Origin of the sequence: Flavobacterium johnsoniae (genome assembly GCF_030388325.1) — a bacterium.
GTDB lineage: Bacteria > Bacteroidota > Bacteroidia > Flavobacteriales > Flavobacteriaceae > Flavobacterium > Flavobacterium johnsoniae_C.
In genome coordinates, this window is sequence record NZ_CP103794.1 from 384,731 (window position 1) to 403,276 (window position 18,546).

16 protein-coding genes are annotated in these 18,546 nt (G+C 33.6%); 7 read left to right on the top strand and 9 right to left on the bottom strand.

The features are described 5' to 3' along the window. Window positions 1-10: 10 nt before the first annotated feature. Genes fusA through rpsL form a run of 3 tightly spaced genes read right to left on the bottom strand, consistent with a single transcriptional unit; the run spans window position 11 to window position 3,063 of the window. The gene (gene fusA / locus NYQ10_RS01890; RefSeq protein WP_276172067.1) at window positions 11-2,167 is read right to left on the bottom strand and encodes an elongation factor G; all 2,157 of its coding nucleotides are present in this window, start codon (window positions 2,165-2,167) and stop codon (window positions 11-13) included. Between the two features lie 11 nt (window positions 2,168-2,178). Further along, window positions 2,179-2,655, bottom strand: coding sequence for a 30S ribosomal protein S7 (gene rpsG, locus NYQ10_RS01895; RefSeq protein ID WP_026727879.1), 477 nt, complete (start codon window positions 2,653-2,655; stop codon window positions 2,179-2,181). 24 nt (window positions 2,656-2,679) lie between these two features. Continuing rightward, window positions 2,680-3,063, bottom strand: coding sequence for a 30S ribosomal protein S12 (gene rpsL, locus NYQ10_RS01900; RefSeq protein WP_007136570.1), 384 nt, complete (start codon window positions 3,061-3,063; stop codon window positions 2,680-2,682). 176 nt (window positions 3,064-3,239) lie between these two features. Between rpsL and NYQ10_RS01905 the strand changes: the two genes are divergently transcribed. The 5 genes from NYQ10_RS01905 (at window position 3,240) to NYQ10_RS01925 (ending at window position 11,366) form a co-directional block, all read left to right on the top strand. Then, window positions 3,240-4,940, top strand: coding sequence for a hypothetical protein (locus NYQ10_RS01905; protein ID WP_289878661.1), 1,701 nt, complete (start codon window positions 3,240-3,242; stop codon window positions 4,938-4,940). A gap of 291 nt (window positions 4,941-5,231) precedes the next feature. Beyond that, complete coding sequence (locus NYQ10_RS01910; protein ID WP_289878662.1) at window positions 5,232-8,297, top strand: SusC/RagA family TonB-linked outer membrane protein; 3,066 nt, start codon at window positions 5,232-5,234, stop codon at window positions 8,295-8,297. 17 nt (window positions 8,298-8,314) lie between these two features. Then, window positions 8,315-9,691, top strand: coding sequence for a SusD/RagB family nutrient-binding outer membrane lipoprotein (locus NYQ10_RS01915; protein ID WP_289878663.1), 1,377 nt, complete (start codon window positions 8,315-8,317; stop codon window positions 9,689-9,691). A gap of 85 nt (window positions 9,692-9,776) precedes the next feature. After that, window positions 9,777-10,511 (top strand): 23S rRNA (guanosine(2251)-2'-O)-methyltransferase RlmB, encoded by a 735-nt coding sequence (gene rlmB, locus NYQ10_RS01920; RefSeq protein WP_289878664.1) that lies wholly within the window; start codon window positions 9,777-9,779, stop codon window positions 10,509-10,511. A 48-nt stretch (window positions 10,512-10,559) separates the two neighbouring features. Next, window positions 10,560-11,366 (top strand): DUF2490 domain-containing protein, encoded by an 807-nt coding sequence (locus NYQ10_RS01925; RefSeq protein WP_289878665.1) that lies wholly within the window; start codon window positions 10,560-10,562, stop codon window positions 11,364-11,366. A 1-nt stretch (window position 11,367) separates the two neighbouring features. Here the strand turns inward: NYQ10_RS01925 and NYQ10_RS01930 are convergent, their stop codons facing one another. Together NYQ10_RS01930 and NYQ10_RS01935 are read right to left on the bottom strand one after the other, a co-directional pair. After that, on the bottom strand, window positions 11,368-11,874 hold the full coding sequence (locus tag NYQ10_RS01930) for a hypothetical protein (protein WP_289878666.1): 507 nt from the start codon (window positions 11,872-11,874) through the stop codon (window positions 11,368-11,370). Between the two features lie 64 nt (window positions 11,875-11,938). After that, the gene (locus NYQ10_RS01935) at window positions 11,939-12,703 is read right to left on the bottom strand and encodes a rhomboid family intramembrane serine protease (protein WP_289878667.1); all 765 of its coding nucleotides are present in this window, start codon (window positions 12,701-12,703) and stop codon (window positions 11,939-11,941) included. Between the two features lie 168 nt (window positions 12,704-12,871). Here NYQ10_RS01935 and NYQ10_RS01940 point away from each other — a divergent pair, with 168 nt between their 5' ends. Further along, window positions 12,872-14,149 carry a replication-associated recombination protein A gene (locus NYQ10_RS01940; RefSeq protein ID WP_289878668.1) on the top strand — a complete coding sequence of 426 codons (1,278 nt, stop codon included), beginning with the start codon at window positions 12,872-12,874 and terminating at the stop codon, window positions 14,147-14,149. 14 nt (window positions 14,150-14,163) lie between these two features. Here the strand turns inward: NYQ10_RS01940 and NYQ10_RS01945 are convergent, their stop codons facing one another. From NYQ10_RS01945 to radC, 3 genes are read right to left on the bottom strand one after another with little or no spacing between them, the layout of a single operon-like run. Next, window positions 14,164-14,952: a hypothetical protein gene (locus tag NYQ10_RS01945; protein ID WP_289880992.1), complete on the bottom strand. Its 789-nt coding sequence runs from the start codon at window positions 14,950-14,952 to the stop codon at window positions 14,164-14,166. Window positions 14,953-14,954: 2 nt separating this feature from the next. Beyond that, on the bottom strand, window positions 14,955-15,641 hold the full coding sequence (locus NYQ10_RS01950) for a YjjG family noncanonical pyrimidine nucleotidase (RefSeq protein WP_289878669.1): 687 nt from the start codon (window positions 15,639-15,641) through the stop codon (window positions 14,955-14,957). A 3-nt stretch (window positions 15,642-15,644) separates the two neighbouring features. Further along, on the bottom strand, window positions 15,645-16,334 hold the full coding sequence (gene radC / locus NYQ10_RS01955; protein WP_289878670.1) for a RadC family protein: 690 nt from the start codon (window positions 16,332-16,334) through the stop codon (window positions 15,645-15,647). Between the two features lie 106 nt (window positions 16,335-16,440). Between radC and NYQ10_RS01960 the strand changes: the two genes are divergently transcribed. After that, window positions 16,441-17,070, top strand: a complete 630-nt coding sequence (locus NYQ10_RS01960; protein WP_289878671.1) for a DUF1287 domain-containing protein — start codon at window positions 16,441-16,443, stop codon at window positions 17,068-17,070. A 92-nt stretch (window positions 17,071-17,162) separates the two neighbouring features. Here NYQ10_RS01960 and NYQ10_RS01965 read toward each other — a convergent pair whose 3' ends face one another. Then, on the bottom strand, window positions 17,163-18,518 hold the full coding sequence (locus tag NYQ10_RS01965) for a UDP-N-acetylmuramate--L-alanine ligase (protein WP_289878672.1): 1,356 nt from the start codon (window positions 18,516-18,518) through the stop codon (window positions 17,163-17,165). Between the last annotated feature and the right edge of the window lie 28 nt (window positions 18,519-18,546).

Genomic DNA, 18,546 nt, shown 5'->3' on the forward strand with positions numbered 1-18,546 from the left:
TTTCTTAAAATTAAGCGTTACCTTTTGCTTTTTTGATTACCTCTTCTGAAATATTAGAAGGTGTTTCTGCATAGTGAGAAAACTCCATTGTTGAAGTTGCTCTACCAGAAGACAATGTTCTTAATGTAGTAACATAACCAAACATTTCTGATAAAGGCACGTCAGCTTTAATAGTTTTAGCACCATTTCTGTCACCCATATCATTAACCTGACCTCTACGACGGTTCAAGTCACCTACGATATCACCCATGTTTTCTTCAGGAGTAATAACTTCGATTTTCATGATAGGCTCAAGAATAACAGCTCCAGCAGCACGTCCTGACTCTTTATAACCCATTCTAGCAGCTAATTCAAAAGAAAGAGCATCAGAATCCACAGGGTGGAAAGATCCGTCTAATAAAGTCACTTTTAAACTATCAACAGCATATCCAGCTAATGGACCTGTTTTCATAGCTTCACGGAAACCTTTTTCAACAGCAGGGATATATTCCTTAGGAACGTTACCACCTTTTACCTCATTCACAAACTGTAATCCTACAGGAACTTTACCATCAACTTCATCAGCAGGCTCGATTCTAAATACGATATCACCGAATTTACCACGACCTCCAGATTGTTTTTTGTAAGTTTCTCTATGTTGAGCAGATCTTGTAAACGCTTCTTTATATTCTACTTGAGGCTCACCTTGATTAACCTCTACTTTAAACTCACGTTTCATACGATCAACTAAGATATCTAAGTGAAGCTCACCCATACCAGAAATAATAGTTTGACCAGAAGCCTCATCAGTTCTAACAGTAAATGTCGGATCTTCCTCAGCTAATTTAGCTAAAGCCATACCCATTTTATCAACGTCAGCTTTAGTTTTAGGCTCAATAGCAATACCAATTACCGGCTCTGGGAATTTCATAGATTCCAAAATAATTGGATTCTTTTCATCACACAAAGTATCTCCAGTTTTAATATCTTTAAATCCTACAGCAGCTCCAATATCTCCAGCCTCAATAAATTCGATTGGATTTTGTTTGTTAGCGTGCATTTGGTAGATACGAGAAATTCTCTCTTTGTTACCAGAACGAGTATTTAAAACATAAGAACCAGCATCTAAACGTCCAGAGTAAGCACGGAAGAAAGCCAAACGACCTACGAATGGGTCAGTAGCAATTTTAAACGCTAAAGCAGCAAACGGCTCTTTTACATCTGGGCGACGTAAGATTTTAGTTTGATCTTCTTCTAATAATTCAGCATCATCAGGGTGAATTCCTTCAATACCTTCTTTATCCAATGGAGATGGTAAATACTTACAAACAGCATCTAACATAAATTGAACTCCTTTGTTTTTAAAAGAAGAACCAGCAAGCATAGGAATGATTGCCATATCGATAGTAGCTGCTCTTAATGCATTGTTGATTTCGTCCTCTGTAATAGAGTTTTCATCTTCCATGTATTTATCTAAAAGATTCTCATCATAAGTTGCAATCTCTTCGATAAGGATAGAACGGTAGTGTTTTACATCATCAACCATATCAGCAGGGATATCAACGATATCAAAAGTAGCTCCTTGAGTTTCATCATGCCATACAATAGCTTGATTTTTCACCAAGTCAACAATACCTTTAAAATCTGCTTCATCACCAATAGGCAAAGTAATTGCAACCGCATTCGATTTCAACATATCTTTAACCTGTCCGCATACAGCTAAAAAGTTAGCACCTTGACGGTCCATTTTGTTTACGAATCCCATACGAGGAACTCTATATTGATCAGCAAGTCTCCAGTTAGTTTCTGATTGAGGCTCAACACCATCAACAGCACTAAACAAGAAAACCAAACCATCAAGTACACGCAGAGAACGGTTTACCTCTACAGTAAAGTCAACGTGTCCAGGAGTATCAATAATATTAAAGTGGTAAGGCAATGATTCTGGAAGAACTTTACCTTGCTCTGTTGGAAAATTCCAAGTACAAGTTGTAGCAGCAGAAGTAATTGTAATACCTCTTTCTTGCTCTTGTGCCATCCAGTCCATTGTTGCAGCACCATCGTGTACCTCACCAATTTTGTGTGATTTTCCAGTGTAAAAAAGAATACGCTCAGTTGTTGTTGTTTTACCAGCATCAATGTGAGCAGCGATCCCGATATTTCTTGTATATTTTAAATCTCTAGCCATTTCTTTACGAATTAAAATCTAAAGTGAGAGAATGCTTTATTAGCTTCTGCCATTTTGTGAGTATCCATTCTTTTCTTAACCGCAGCACCTTCTTCTTTAGCCGCAGCTAAACACTCAGAAGCTAAACGTTGTGCCATAGATTTCTCATTTCTTCTTCTTGAATAAAGTATCAACCACTTCATTGCCATAGAAATTTTTCTGTCTGGACGAATTTGCATTGGAATTTGGAATGTTGCTCCACCAACTCTACGGCTACGTACTTCTACGTGAGGCATAACGTTTGTTAAAGCATCTTTCCAGATCTCTAATGAAGTTTTCTCATCATTTTGCTTTTTAGTTTCGATGATATCAATAGCATCATAAAATACTTTAAAAGCTGTAGATTTCTTACCATCCCACATTAAGTTGTTCACAAAACGTGTTACTAATTGGTCATTAAACCTTGGATCCGGTAAAAGTGGTCTTTTCTTTGCCGCTCTTTTTCTCATGTCTTTTTCTTAAAAGTTTTTAAATTACTTTTTTGCTTCTTTTGGGCGTTTAGCACCGTACTTAGATCTTCTTTGCGTTCTTCCTGCAACACCTGACGTATCAAGCGCTCCACGAACGATGTGATATCTAACACCTGGTAAATCTTTTACCCTTCCACCTCTAACTAATACTATCGAGTGCTCTTGTAAATTGTGTCCTTCTCCAGGGATGTAAGCATTCACCTCATTACCATTTGTCAAACGCACACGCGCAACTTTACGCATTGCAGAGTTTGGTTTTTTTGGTGTAGTAGTGTAAACACGCGTACAAACCCCTCTTCTTTGAGGACAAGAATCTAAAGCAACCGATTTACTCTTCTTAGTTATCTGAGTTCTTCCTGTTCTTACTAATTGTTGAATTGTTGGCATAATTAATACTAAAAATTATTATGTTTATTAAATTCCCGCTTTTTACGGGGTTGCAAATGTATAAAATATTTTTCACTATACAAACGTTAAATCATTAATTTTCAATAACATTATTTATATGTATGATTTAACAAAGAAACATATGATATTTGCTTAACATTTAATAAACAAATCAATTGCAACCGAAACAATTACTATATATACTGTTTTTTCTCCTAGGCTCAAAATGTTTTGGACAATCTTTCTATTTAAACATCAAAGGAACAAATGAAAAACAAAACCAAACCATAGATTCTGTAAATTACAATAAAGCCCATACGAACTTAAAATCGCTTACCAACGAAATTGCCTCAGTCGCCGAAAAGCTCACAAAACAAGGCTACCTCGACATTATTACAATAGAGAATCGCAAAATTAACGACAGTTCTTTTACCGCTATTTTTGACCTAAAAACGAGAATAAAAACTATACATATATATATAGGTACAAATAACATATTTTTTGATACCAAAAAAACACCAAAAGACAGCTTAATTATTCCTTATTCTGATTTAGAAAATTTATTAAATCGAGAAATTGAAAATAAAGAAAAAGAAGGTTTTGCTTTTTCAAAAATAAAACTAGCAAACATCAAAAGAAAAAACTCAACAATTTATGCTGATTTAATTTTAGATTCTGAAAAAAAAAGAATCCTGAATTCAATTATTCTAAATCATACAGATTCGAAAGATTTTTTTCCAAAAGGTGCATTAAAACAATTAAATAAAAAATACACAAACAAAACATTCAACCAAGAAGCCATTAAAAATTTACATAGCGACATAAATAGCTTCGATTTTATTTCACAGACAAAATATCCAGAAATATTATTCACAACAGACTCGACCAAAGTATACACTTACATAGAAAAAAGAAAGGCAAACACTTTTGATGGTTATATAGGATTTTCGAATGATGAAAATAAAAAACTTAATCTAAATGGCTATGTCGACATTTCGCTTGTAAACACATTACGTGCTGGTGAAAAATTTTCTCTTTATTGGAAAAGTGACGGCAATCAGCAAAAGACTTTCAACACTAAAATTGAAATTCCGTATTTATTTCAATCTCCAATCGGAATAAAGGCACAATTAAACATCTTTAAACAAGACAGCACTTTTCAAAACACAAAAACAGATATTAATTTAGGCTATTATTTAAATTACAATTCCAAACTTTATCTTGGATACCAATCGACAGAATCAAGCGACATTCAAAACACAAACAATTCGACATTAAGCGACTTCAATAATTCGTACATTACTACCTCGTATGATTTTCAGAAAAGCGATTTTGAAAATACAATATTCTTCAACAAAGCATTTATCGCCGCTTCTTTTGGTTTTGGAAATCGAACTACAAACAATTCAATTGAAACAGCCGGCAAAAGCAACCAGTTTTTTACAAATCTAAATTTGAAGTATAATTTCGAATTAAATTCTAAGAATTTCATTAACATAAATTCACAGAATATTTTCTTAAAAAGCAAAAACTATATTTCAAATGAATTATTTCGTTTTGGAGGAATGAATTCTATTAGAGGATTTTTGGAAAACAGCCTCCAAGCGAACTTCGCAACAATGATTTTAACAGAATATCGTTACCTGATATCCCAAACTTTCTACATCAACTCTATTTTAGATTATTCACTTTACCAAGATCAAACCAGCATTTCAAATAAGAACAACATTAAAAAATTATTAGGAATAGGCATTGGCGCAACAATTCAGACAACGAGCGGAATTTTGCGCATAAACCTCAGTAACGGCGGAGAAAACACCACAAATTTACAATTTTATAACACTATCGTAAACATAAGCTATAATGTGAAGTTTTAGCAAAAATCAAAAAAGACACCTCCAATATCTAAGCATTTAGCAAGCAATAACAGTTTTAACACTCACATTCAACAACTGCTTTATCAATAGTTAGAAGTTTTCTCATTTTTTTAACATTGATTTGTATTACCAACAAAATAAACAGTATTGCAATGAAAAATTATGACTTATATAGCAAAATACGCAACAAAAGTTAAATTAACATAATTAGAAGGTAAAAAAAACGACAATAAGCTAGGATACTTAACAAAAAATTAAGATTTTTGCCACACTAATTCAAAATATTTAAAAATGAAACTAAAGTTCAATGGATTCTTAGCACTCCTTTTAGTGCTATTTGCGCAAATTTCGTTCGCGCAAGAAAGAGCGGTTTCTGGAACAGTTTCTGACAATGCGGGAATGCCTTTACCAGGCGTGAGCGTATTAGTAAAAGGAACTAAAACAGGAACTCAAACAGACTTTGATGGTAAATACACTATTAAAGCATCTCCAAACCAAGTGTTGGTATTCACCTATATTGGAATGAAGAGCCAAGAGAAAGCCGCTAGTTCTACTTCGGTAAATGTTCAATTAAAAGATGACTCAGTTGAACTTGAAGGTGTAGTCGTGACAGCTTTAGGTATCAAAAGATCTGAAAAATCACTTGGTTACGCAGTATCAAAAGTAAGTTCAGAAGAAATTGGAAGATCTGGAGAACAAAACGTTGTACAGGCATTAGCAGGAAAAGCAGCCGGTGTTCAAGTAATTGGATCTGGAGGTACACCTGGAGCATCTAGTAAAATCATTATTAGAGGTGTTAACACAATTACAGGTACATCTGACCCACTTATCGTTGTTGACGGTGTGCCAATTGATAACAGCACTACTCAAACAACTGCAGGTGACAACCCATTTAATGCAAACTTATCTGGTATCAATAACTCAAACAGAGCTTTAGATATCAATCCAGATGATATCGAAAGCGTATCGGTTCTTAAAGGACCTGCAGCAGCTGCATTATACGGTGAAAGAGCTGGTAACGGTGTAATTTTGTATACTACTAAAAAAGGTAAAGCTGGAAGAGGTCTAGGAATAGATTTCTCAACTTCAATGGCGATTGATAAAGTAAGCCAATTGCCTGCAAGACAAAACAAATATGTTCAAGGAACAAGCGCAACTGCAACTGCAATTAATCCTAATACACCTCAAAGCTGGGGACCTGCTGCATCTACTCTTGGAGCACCAATGTATGACAACGTAGGAAACTTTTTCCAAGAAGGTTTAACATATACCAACAATATCTCATTTCATGGAGGTGATGACAGAGCTACTTATAGAGCTTCCTATGGTAATGTAACACAGACAGGTATGATTCCTGAAACAGGTCTTAAAAGAAACACTTTAAGAGTTGTTGGAGATTTAAAACTAAATGACCAATGGAAAACTGGTGGTAGCTTACAATACACACATACTACTAACACATTGGCTCAGAACGGAAGTAACGTTTCTGGTGTAATGTTAAGTTTATTGCGTTCAGTAGGAAGTTACGACTTAAGAAACTACAAAGATGCTGAAGGAAACAATAAAAACTACTTTGCTTCTTATGACAACCCTTATTTTACAGTAAATGAAAACCCGGCTACAAGTGACGTAAACCGTGTTTTTGGAAATATGTTCTTAACTTACTCACCTGCTGAATGGTTATCTTTAACAGCAAAAGGAGGAATTGATGCATACTCAGATTATCGTAAACAAATATTTGCTATTTCATCAAACGGAGACAATCTAGCAGGTATCGGAGAAGTTGCTTTTAATAACATCAATAGTAAAGAATTCTATGGAGATTTTATCGCAACAGGTTTACTTCCATTAAAAACTGATTGGTTAAAAATTAACTATACTGCTGGTCTTAACTTACGTTCTTCTCAAAGTACAGACGTATTTTCAAGAGGAAAAGAGCTTGCAGTAAGAGGTGTTTACAACTTATCAAATGCAACACAATTATATACTTCTAACGCTGAACAGAATATAATGTCAAGAGCATTATTTGGACAGTTAGAATTTGACATTAAAGATCAGCTTTTCGTAACTGGTTCTGTTAGAAAAGAATGGTCTTCAACTTATGGTACAAATGCAAATAGCGCAATATTCCCTGCTGCTTCTGCTTCATGGGTGCTATCAAATAGTTTTACACTTCCAGAAGCTGTTAGTTTTGCAAAATTAACTTATGCTTATGGTGAAGTGGGTATTGCTCCTAGACCTTACCAAACAATTAGTACTTTCACACAGCCATTCATGACCGACGGTTTTACTGATGGTCTTAGTTTCCCTTATAACGGAGTTAACGGTATGGCGCCATCTGGAGGATTAGGAAACCAGGATTTAAAACCTGAAAGAGTAGTTGGACACGAAGTAGGTTTAAGCACTAAGTTCTTAGACAGCCGTTTATCATTAGATGTGAATGCATATTATAAAACATCTAAAGACCTTTTAATCACTCTACCATTACCACAATCAAGTGGATTTGCTTCTGTTTATCAAAATGCTGCAGAGTTAGTGAATAAAGGTGTAGAGGTAGAATTAGCATATGACATTTTTGCAAAAAGCAGTCCATTTCAGTGGAATGTAAACCTAAACTGGTCTAAAAACGAAAATGAAGTAACTGATATCTCTGGTAACTTAACTGAAATATCAATTGAATCTGCTTTTGGATCAATTGGATACTATGCTGTTAAAGGACAACCATTAGGAAGTTTCTACGGAAGAAAATGGGCTCGTGATGAAAATGGTAACAAAATCATCGGTAGTGATGGTTTAGCTGTTATTGCTGACGAGATTGGAAACTTAGGTAATTCAGCTCCAAAATGGACAGGAGGTATTAGAAATACTTTCTCTTACAAAAGAGTAACTTTATCAGGATTACTAGACTTCAGACATGGTGGTGCTGTATATAATGGAACTTTAGCAAGATTGCACAACTTTGGTGTGTCTGCAGAATCTGGGGACAGAGAGCGTACATACGTTATAGACGGTGTATTAGCTAATGGTACTCCAAACAATATTCCTATTAGTGCAAAAGATTACTACCAAAAATTCCTTGGAGATGGTGGTGGAGCTGAAGAGCAAGCTGTAACAGATGTAAACTGGATAAGACTTCGTGATGTAACTTTGAGTTACGATTTCAACGTAAAAAGATTCACAGCTATTAGTAACGCTCAAGTTTCGTTCACAGGAAGAAATTTATGGTTGAACACAAATTACAAAGGTGTTGATCCTGAAACTAGTTTAACAGGTGCTGGTTCAAGAATCAATGGATTAGACTACTTTAACAATCCAGGGAGTAAATCATTTATCATGACTCTAAAAGTAGGCTTTTAAATTTAAAACTATTAATGATGAAAAAATATATAAAAAGTATAATTCTTACAGGGCTTAGTATAGGTTTACTAGCTAGCTGTCAGTCAGAATTAGACAACTTTAATGAAAATCCGAACTCTCCAATAACAACGACTCCAAGTTTATTGCTGTCTGCTATGGAAGTTTCAACTTTTTCTACACACACAAGTGGTCTAATCAGAACTTCAAATATTTTTGACCAACATCTTGCTGGTACAAGTGTTGGACAATTAGGAGAACTTCAACGTTATATTCTTACAGAACAAGATGTAAATAACGAGTGGAATACCGTTTATGGAACTACTTTAATGAGTGGACATATCCTAAACCGTGATTTTGCAACAAACTATCCATATTACAATGGTATCGGTCAGATTTTAACTGCATTGAATTTAGGATATGCTACAGATCTTTGGGGAGATGTACCTTATGATGAAGCTTTTAGAGCTGAAGAAGGAAACAAAGCTCCAAAATACAACACTCAGGAAGAAATCTATGTGAGATTACAAACAATTCTTGATGAGGCAATTGTAAACTTAAAAAAGCCAGCTGCTAGTAATGTTTCTGTTCCATCAAACGATGATTTTATTTTCGGTGGAAATACTGCAAAATGGATTAAAATCGCTTATGTTTTAAAAGCAAGATATGCTTTAAGACTAACTGAAGTTGACACTAATGCTGCTCAAAAAGCTTTAGATTATGTTACAGCTTCAGGAATTACAGCAAACACGGATGATGCAAATACATTTTTCCCTGGAACTGCAAATGGACAAAATCAATGGTATGCATTTGATAACAGCCGTGCTAACTACCTAAAAACAGGTGCTTTCTTTGTTAACACTCTTAAAAACACTGCAGACCCTAGACTTACATTTTCTATTGCTGAAGATGCAAATGGAGGATATACAGGAAATGCTGCTGATGATTTAGATACTACAACATCTTCTTATATTGGATCTGCTTATGCTAGCATTGATTCTCCAATTGGAATGGTGACGTATGCTGAAGCTAAATTCATCGAAGCTGAAGCAAGATTCAGATTAGGTCAAAATGCAAAAACTGCTTTTGAAGCTGCAGTTACAGCTTCAGTTACTAAAGTTACAAAAGCACCTGCTGATCCTGTTTTCATAACAGCTGCAACAGCAACAGTTTCTTTAGCAAACATTATTCAGCAAAAGTATCTTGCACTTTTCCTGACTATGGAGCCTTACAACGATTACAGAAGAACAGGATTCCCTGCATTGGTTCCAAATCAATCATCTAACACTAAAACAATCCCTGTTAGATTCCCTACTCCTTCTGATGAGAGAAACTACAATCCAAATGCTACAGTAGTTAGTAATGTAACTACAAAAGTTTGGTGGGACAAAAACTAATATTATAGTTTCAATAAATAAATTTAAACCGCTCTGTTCATTCAGAGCGGTTTTTTTATAGAAACATATTAACTATATTTGTTGCATGGAAAAAGAACATCAAATATTTGGCATTAGAGCCATTATAGAAGCAATTCAGGCGGGAAAAGAAGTCGATAAAGTCTTCATACAAAAAGAAATTTCTAGTGAATTAATGAAAGACCTAATGAAGGTCATGAAACGTGCTAACATTAATTTCTCTTATGTTCCTGTAGAAAAATTAAACCGTCTTACTCCAAATAATCACCAAGGTGCAGTAGCAACTATCTCCCCTATCGGATTTATTGATTTAGAACATTTAGTAGAATCAACAATTGAATCAGGAAAAAAACCTTTGTTTTTAATCCTAGACCAAATTTCCGATGCAAGAAATTTTGGTGCCATTATTAGAACTGCAGAATGTACTGGTGTAAATGGAATCATTGTTCAAAAAGCTGGTTCGGCACCTGTAAATGGTGATACTGTTAAAACTTCGGCCGGAGCAGTATTTAATGTTCCAATCTGTAAAGTAGAACACATTAAAGATGCAATTTTCTATTTGCAAGGTTCTGGAATTAAAACCGTAGCTGCGACTGAAAAAACAGACCAAAATATTTATGAGGTTTCATTAGTTGATCCTGTTGCAATAATTATGGGATCAGAAGATCGAGGAATTAACCCTTCTGTCTTGAAAATAGTAGATGAAAAAGCAAAATTGCCAATGTTTGGCTCAATAGGATCTCTAAATGTTTCCGTTGCCTGCGGAGCATTTCTATACGAAACTGTTCGTCAAAGAAGTTAAGATATATTGAGAATTAAGATTAGAATGAATAATTAAAACCCTTAATTAATGCTTTCAAAATCTAATCCGAAACAAATAATTATCATAGTCCAATGTCTGTTTGTAATTTTATTAGTTACAAACAGCTACGGACAAAATACCACTTACAGTCAATTTTGGAATGAAATTCAATTTAATCAGACTATAAGCGAAAAATGGTCAACCGAAATAGACGTTGCTACATCTTACAGCAGTACAGAATCTTCTTCTAATCTATTCGACAATACAATCCAAAGATCTCTACGAGGCTGGGCGCATTACTACTACTCTCCTAGATGGAAATTTTCTACTTTCGTAGCTTATCTTAACAATAAAGATGTTCCCGAAATAGGACAATTTGAATCTCCCGAATGGCGTTTTGCTCTTCAAGGAATTTACTACTTTCATAAAACAGGTTACACTTTAAGCACAAGAATGCGTACTGAATTTCGTCATATGAGAAATCAAGATGATGAATATGAAAATGTATTTCGATATCGGCAGCAAGTAAAATACATACAGCCAATCAATAGCAAAATCTTGCGAAGTGGTGTAATATATGCAATCGCTTCAGATGAAATATACCTGAAATCTGGAGCGAAAGTTACTGGAGAAAATTTCTTCGACAGAAATAGGTTTAATATAGGTGCTGGGTATTTGTTTTCAGATGATATTCAGATAGAACTCACTTATTGCAATGAATATTTACCAAGAAACAATGGAAATCAAACAACAAATGCAGCTTCTTTAACTCTTAGCTTCAACAATCTCTTAAGAAATATACAGAAGAAAATTGCCAATAAACACAATCATGAAATAAAAGACGAGGAAGAATAATTTACTTCTCGTCTTCTTTCAAAAAGCATTGCAGCTGCTCTTTAATTGCATTTTTATGAAGTTTAAAATTATAACTTCGAACAAACTCCGTTCCTTGCATATTAATCTCAGCAGTTACAGCTCCGAAGTTTGAAAAAGCATTAAGATCTTTATCATCAATTAAATAAAGGACCTGCATAATAGAATCATTTCTTCTATATTGCGTATCATAATGTGCCAGCTTGTACGTATTATTATCTGCAAGATGAATAATTAAATCATCTTTTATCTTTTTTCCCGTTTTCTTATCAGGAAATGGCGTTGGCTGCAAGGCAACAAAATAATGTTCTTTATCTGTAACAATATTAATTTTTAATGATTTTGATTTAGTCGTATAAAATACAGCCGGCTCAAAATAATACAACATACTTCCGTCTGCTTGCACCCTATTTTTAATTTCACATTGAGCATTCACTATATTGTTAAAAACAAAATACAAGAACAAAACCAATATCTTTATTCTATTCATAACTCTAGAAATTAAATTGTTACATTAACAAATTTACTGATTTAATCTCAAAAAAAACATTAAACTAAATTTCGTCATCAGTTTCTGTTTTCTTTTTAAAAATATAATTGACCAGATGACTAGAAGAAAAATAATCCTCTAGATTTTCTTCATCTTCTTCTTCAGAAATATTTATAAAATTTCCGTTTTCATCAAAATGCTTCATAAAGGGATCTGTAGTTGGATCAAAATCTGGACGCTGCCAATCATAGACAATTGGCTTTACATATTCTGGCGCTTTATAAAATAACGTCAACGCAAAACCTGTTAAAAGTCCAGCCAAATGTCCTTCCCAAGAAATCGACTGATCTACATCTGGAAAAACATACCAAATCATTCCGCCATAAAGCAAAATTACTGTAAGTGACAAAGCCACTAATCTGTAATATCGAGTTTGAATTCCTTTAAAAAAAATAAAACTTACCAAAACATATATTAACCCGCTGGCACCAATATGAAAATTCTCTCTTCCAACAATCCAAGTAATTAATCCTGAAAAGAATATTCCAAAACCAATAACTCCAAAAGTTTGTTTTGGGTAAAAAAATTGCATCGCTGCTAATAATATTAAAAGCGGAATGCTATTATTGTATAAATGATCTAAATTTTCATGTATAAACGGACTAAATAAAATGCCACGCAATCCCAGAAAATCTCTTGGATAAATTCCATATCGGTAAAAATCAAAATCAAATCGAATCTGAAGCCAATAAATTACCCACAAAAAAAGCACAAAAAACAAAGGCAATCCAATAACGGCATTTGAGAATTTAAAATTATTATCGTTCATACTTTTATAAATATATTAGAAAGAACTCAAAAAACTATCCAAAAACATTTTACTGATAATTTGTCAGAGAAAAGAAAATTGTCTCAGATAATAACAATCGTTCTTGATATCAATCGTTTTAACTTTTTAGTGAATGAAATTTACATCTTAAAACTGTAATTTTGTAGAATGGAAGCACCTTTAGCAGAGCGTATTCGTCCGCAAAAATTAGAAGATTATATAAGCCAGTTACATTTGGTTGGGCCAACTGGTTCTTTAACACAACAAATTTCGAAAGGAATAATTCCGTCTCTAATCTTTTGGGGACCGCCTGGAACTGGAAAAACGACACTTGCCCAAATTATTGCACAAGAATCTAAAAGACCTTTTTATATTTTAAGTGCGATTAATTCTGGAGTAAAAGATATTCGCGATGTTATTGAAAAAGCAAAGCAAAGCGGAGGTTTATTTACCGCCAAAAACCCAATTCTTTTTATTGATGAGATTCATAGATTTAGCAAATCTCAACAAGATTCATTGTTAGCTGCTGTTGAAAAAGGATGGATCACATTAGTTGGAGCTACGACAGAAAATCCGAGTTTTGAGGTAATTCCTGCATTATTGTCACGTTGTCAAGTTTATATATTAAATGCATTTACTAAAGCCGATTTAGAAGCTCTTCTAGAACGCGCCATGAGAACCGATGCTTATTTATTGACAAAAAAGATAAATCTAAAAGAAACAGAAGCTTTATTGCGTATTTCTGGAGGCGATGGACGAAAACTTCTAAATGTATTTGAGCTTGTCGTTAATGCTTCTCCAGGCGACGAAATTACTATCACAAATGATCGCGTTTTAGAATTAGTACAGCAAAATACTGTTTTGTATGACAAAACAGGAGAACAACACTATGATATTGTTTCTGCCTTTATAAAATCGATTCGAGGAAGCGATCCAAACGGAGCGATCTATTGGCTCGCTAGAATGATTGAAGGTGGTGAAGATGTGAAATTTATTGCCCGAAGAATGCTGATTCTTTCTAGCGAAGATATTGGAAATGCAAATCCTACGGCTTTTATTATGGCAAATAACACCTTTCAGGCTGTAACTACAATTGGCTATCCTGAAAGCCGCATTATTTTAAGCCAATGTGCTATTTATTTGGCTACTTCTCCGAAAAGCAATGCTTCTTATATGGCTATTGGAAATGCACAGCAATTGGTTAAACAAACTGGAGATTTACCAGTTCCAATTCATTTAAGAAATGCGCCAACAAAATTGATGAAAGAATTAGGTTATGGAGACGATTATAAATATTCTCACGATTATGCCAATAATTTTGCGGAACAGGAATTCTTGCCAGACGCCATAAAAGAAACGGTTCTTTATAATCCTGGAAGCAATTCTAGAGAGAATAGCAACCGCGAATTTTTAAAGAACCGTTGGAAAGATAAATACGGTTATTAAACCATATTGTATATTTAGAATTTAACTACAATCTTCTCTGAAACTAATTTGTCATTCTGATAAGATTCAAAATACCATTGCCCGTCTTCTTTTAAGATTAACGAACCTTGAACATTGTCTTTTATTGCAATATAAACATTTGATTGAGAAGTTTTTAGAAGCTTCATAACCACTTTTGGAGTTTTATCAATTAATTGATATCCTGATTCAGTTGGCTGTGCATACAATAAATTTGGATCTTTTAAATCTGGCGATGGAGCAGCAGCTGCAACAACTTGTGCTGTTACTGCAGGCTTAGTAACTGCAGCTGTAGTAACTGCGGCAGCGGCAGGAGAAACTTTTGCAGTAACTGGAACATTAGAAGTTATAACAGGTGCATTACCGCTGTATTTGTAATTCAAAGCATAAACAGATTTAAAAGCATTCTCAAGTGATTCTTTATAAGCTACTTCATAATCCTTTTCCTTGCTTTTTCCTACTTCAGAAGTAAAAACTACCTGACCAAAACAATCTTTAAATTGAATAAAAAGTTTAGTTACTAAAAAAGCGTTGTCCTTTACAACATCAATATATAAAACCTGACAACGATCTGTATAACCTTCTGGAAGCTGTTGATTAGTATAAAATGCTTCAAAACCAGCTTTGTTCAAATTTTGTTTACTTAAAGTAGCCAAACGATATTGATTATCTGTTTTCATAAAATCATATTTCACAGGTACAATTACAGCTTTGTAATCATTAACAGACTGCGCGAATCCAACAACTGAACATAAAATTGCAGTAAGTAAAAATTTAATTTTCATCATTATAAATATTTTTTTAGTTCTAATAAATGGTTAATTTGTTTATAATCTCCGGAAACATCCAATTTTTTCTCATTAAAGAAAATCGCATCCAAACCAGCATTTAAAGCTCCGGTTACATCGGCTTCAAAATCATCGCCAATCATAATACTGTTTTCTTTAGAAGTTTTTGCTAAATTGATTGCATAATCAAATATAATACTATTTGGCTTTTTAACACCTGCCAATTCAGAATTTGTAATGGTGCTGAAATAACTTCCTAACGCAGCATTATTGATTTTCTTATCTTGTACGTTTGCAAATCCGTTTGTAATGATATGAAGTTTATATTTTGGTTTCAAATATTCTAAAACTTCAATAGCACCGTCAAAAAGATAATTGTTGTCGGTAAGAAATTCGATATAATCATTGGCAATCTCAAAAATACTTTCTTCAGAAATAACATACTTTAAAGCATCAAAAGAAAGTTTTAAACGATTATAGCGTAATTCCTGATGTGTGATTTGATCGTTTTGGTATAATCGCCAGCATTCCTGATTTATTGGAATATAAGCCCTGATAAAATCCTGAGTAACTATTTCTTGGTATTTTTCTTTAAAAATACGATCAAAAGCCATTTCTGAGTTTTTATCAAAATCCCAAAGCGTGTGATCTAAATCAAAAAAAATGTCTGTAATATTGGTATTCATGTGCTAAAAAATTCCTTCATCTACAAAACTATAATATTTTGATTCAGTAATAATCAAATGATCTAAAACTTTAACATCTAAGATTTCTCCAGCGGTTTTCATCTTCTTTGTAATTTGTTTGTCTGCATCACTTGGAATCAAACTTCCTGACGGATGATTATGACACAAAATCAGTGCAGTAGCTCCATTTTCTAATGCTAATTTAAAAACCAATCTTGGATCTACAACCGTTCCAGCAATTCCACCCTTGCTTAATTGTGACTTTGAAATTACTTTATTCGCATTATTAAGAAAAAGCACCCAAAATTCTTCGTGAGAGAGTTCTCCAATAATTGGCTGCATAATCTCAAAAACAGCTTTACTCGAAGTTATTTTTTTTAATTTTAATGTTTCTTCTGTTCGCTGTCTTCTTCCTAGTTCTAATGCCGCAACAATTGAAATAGCTTTTGCTTCTCCAATTCCTTTAAATTTCATTAATTGAGAAAGAGACATTTTTCCTAACGCATTTAGATTATTAGCTGTAGCTAAAATTCGTTGACTTAAAGCAACAGCAGATTCATTTCGGCTTCCAGAACCAATTAAAATAGCCAATAATTCAGCATCACTTAAAGAATCTTTTCCTTTAAGCATTAATTTTTCACGAGGCTTATCATCTTCTGACCAATCTTTTATAGCAAAATGACTTACTTCCATAATCATAAAAATTTAGGAAGCGAATATAAATTAAATACAAGAAAAATCTTTCAAATATTATTCTCGTTTTTAAAAAATTATTATCTTTAAAACAAAACTTCAGAAAATGAAAACATTACCAATTATTCTTCTACTTTTTGTTTTCATTTCATGTGAGAAAAAAGAATCAAAAGCTTTAGCTATTATAAATGATGCTGAAGCTAAAACTTTTTTGGAAAAATTATCTCAAGCCGCAATCTCAATAATTGATCCGTCGATTGATTATGATCCAGCATATTTTAAAATTGATTACCCGAATGGAGATGTACCAAAAGGAAAAGGCGTTTGTACAGATGTCATAATTCGCTCGTATCGCATTTTAAATATCGATTTGCAAAAGGAAGTTCATGAAGATATGATCGAGAATTTTTCACTTTACCCCAAACTCAAAAAATGGGGAATGACAAAAACAGACACTAATATTGATCATAGAAGAGTTCCGAATCTTGAAGTATTTTTTGAAAGAAAAGGAACTAAATTACCTGTAACTCAAAATGCAAATGATTATAAAACTGGAGAATTAGTCACTTGGATGATTAATGATAAATTGCCACATATCGGTATTGTAACCAACAAAAAATCTTCTGACGGAAAACGAAATCTTATCGTTCATAATGTCGGCGGCGGCCAAGTTTTAGAAGATTGTTTATTTGAATATAAAATCATTGGTCATTTTAAATATGAGAAAGAGAATTAGATAATGTGTCAATTTGATAATTTGATCTCAAAAAAAAAGTGCCAACGGTATAACAATTGGCACATTATCTAATTGACTAATTATCAAATTCTCTAATTAATCAAACCTTTTACTTCGTCAAAATTTAAACCTCCATAATTTCCTGAACTCATTAATAAAAGAGCAGAATTTTCTAAATTTAAGTTGAATAAATACTCTTTAAATTCAGCTGGATTAGTGTAAATAATCAAATCTTTTCTGTTGAATGAAGTTGCGATTTGCTCGTAAGTTACTTCTTCCAATTGCTTAATTTTAACTGCATCTGGAGAATAAAAAACAACTGCAACATCTGCATATTCTAAAGCGCCTTCGTATTCTTTCAAAAATTCAGCATTTAAACTGCTGTAAGTATGCAATTCTAAACAAGCCACCAAAGTTCTGTTCGGATATTGTTCTTTTACCGCTTTTGTAGTTGCAGCTACTTTACTTGGCGAATGTGCAAAATCTTTGTACGCCACTTTTCCTTTTCCTTCCGCAATTTTTTCTAAACGTTTAGAAGCGCCTTTAAAACTTGCAATTGCTTCGTAAAAATCGGCTTCATCAACGCCCATATTTTGGCAGATCCATTTTGCTCCAGCAAGATTATTTAAATTGTGTGCTCCAAAAACTTCAATTGGCATATCGCCTTCTGGAGTTTTTAAAAGTGTTACACCGTCACTCACAGAATATTCTGGAGTTGAATAAGCAATTTTTCTAATCGGATTTGTAGCCGCTTCAGAAACGCGTTTTACTTCTGGATCATTTTCGTTATAAACTAAAATTCCGCCGTTAGTAATTTTTTGGATGAAAATCTCAAACTGCTCCACATAGTTTTCATACGTTGGAAAAACATTAATATGATCCCAAGCAATTCCCGAAATCAAAGCAATATTGGGTTGGTATAAATGAAATTTCGGACGTCTGTCAATTGGAGAAGATAAATATTCATCGCCTTCTAAAACCATAAAATCGTTTTCTTCAGTCAAGTGCACCATTGTATCAAAACCTTCCAACTGTGCTCCTACCATATAATCAACTGCAATATTATGGTAATGCATTACATGCAAAATCATCGAAGTGATGGTTGTTTTTCCGTGCGAACCACCAATTACAACGCGGGTTTTATTTTTAGATTGTTCGTATAAAAATTCAGGATACGAATAGATTTTCAATCCCAATTCTTGCGCTTTTAATAATTCAGGATTATCTGCTTTTGCATGCATTCCTAAAATAATAGCGTCAATATCCGAAGTGATTTTTTCTGGAAACCAACCCATTTCTGCCGGAAGAATTCCCTTTTTCTCCAATCTCGATTTTGAAGGTTCAAAAATCGCATCGTCACTTCCTGTAACTTGATATCCTTTATTATGCAATGCTAATGCCAGATTGTGCATTGCGCTTCCGCCAATGGCGATGAAATGTGTCTTCATTTAAAATGTTTAATCGTTAAACTGTTTC

Coding starts and splice junctions, on each gene's coding strand:
- fusA (WP_276172067.1), bottom strand. CDS start 2,167: ATGGCTAGAGATTTAAAATATACAAGAAATATCGGGATCGCTGCTCAC.
- rpsG (WP_026727879.1), bottom strand. CDS start 2,655: ATGAGAAAAAGAGCGGCAAAGAAAAGACCACTTTTACCGGATCCAAGG.
- rpsL (WP_007136570.1), bottom strand. CDS start 3,063: ATGCCAACAATTCAACAATTAGTAAGAACAGGAAGAACTCAGATAACT.
- NYQ10_RS01910 (WP_289878662.1), top strand. CDS start 5,232: ATGAAACTAAAGTTCAATGGATTCTTAGCACTCCTTTTAGTGCTATTT.
- NYQ10_RS01915 (WP_289878663.1), top strand. CDS start 8,315: ATGAAAAAATATATAAAAAGTATAATTCTTACAGGGCTTAGTATAGGT.
- rlmB (WP_289878664.1), top strand. CDS start 9,777: ATGGAAAAAGAACATCAAATATTTGGCATTAGAGCCATTATAGAAGCA.
- NYQ10_RS01925 (WP_289878665.1), top strand. CDS start 10,560: ATGCTTTCAAAATCTAATCCGAAACAAATAATTATCATAGTCCAATGT.
- NYQ10_RS01930 (WP_289878666.1), bottom strand. CDS start 11,874: ATGAATAGAATAAAGATATTGGTTTTGTTCTTGTATTTTGTTTTTAAC.
- NYQ10_RS01935 (WP_289878667.1), bottom strand. CDS start 12,703: ATGAACGATAATAATTTTAAATTCTCAAATGCCGTTATTGGATTGCCT.
- NYQ10_RS01940 (WP_289878668.1), top strand. CDS start 12,872: ATGGAAGCACCTTTAGCAGAGCGTATTCGTCCGCAAAAATTAGAAGAT.
- NYQ10_RS01945 (WP_289880992.1), bottom strand. CDS start 14,952: ATGAAAATTAAATTTTTACTTACTGCAATTTTATGTTCAGTTGTTGGA.
- NYQ10_RS01950 (WP_289878669.1), bottom strand. CDS start 15,641: ATGAATACCAATATTACAGACATTTTTTTTGATTTAGATCACACGCTT.
- radC (WP_289878670.1), bottom strand. CDS start 16,334: ATGGAAGTAAGTCATTTTGCTATAAAAGATTGGTCAGAAGATGATAAG.
- NYQ10_RS01960 (WP_289878671.1), top strand. CDS start 16,441: ATGAAAACATTACCAATTATTCTTCTACTTTTTGTTTTCATTTCATGT.
- NYQ10_RS01965 (WP_289878672.1), bottom strand. CDS start 18,518: ATGAAGACACATTTCATCGCCATTGGCGGAAGCGCAATGCACAATCTG.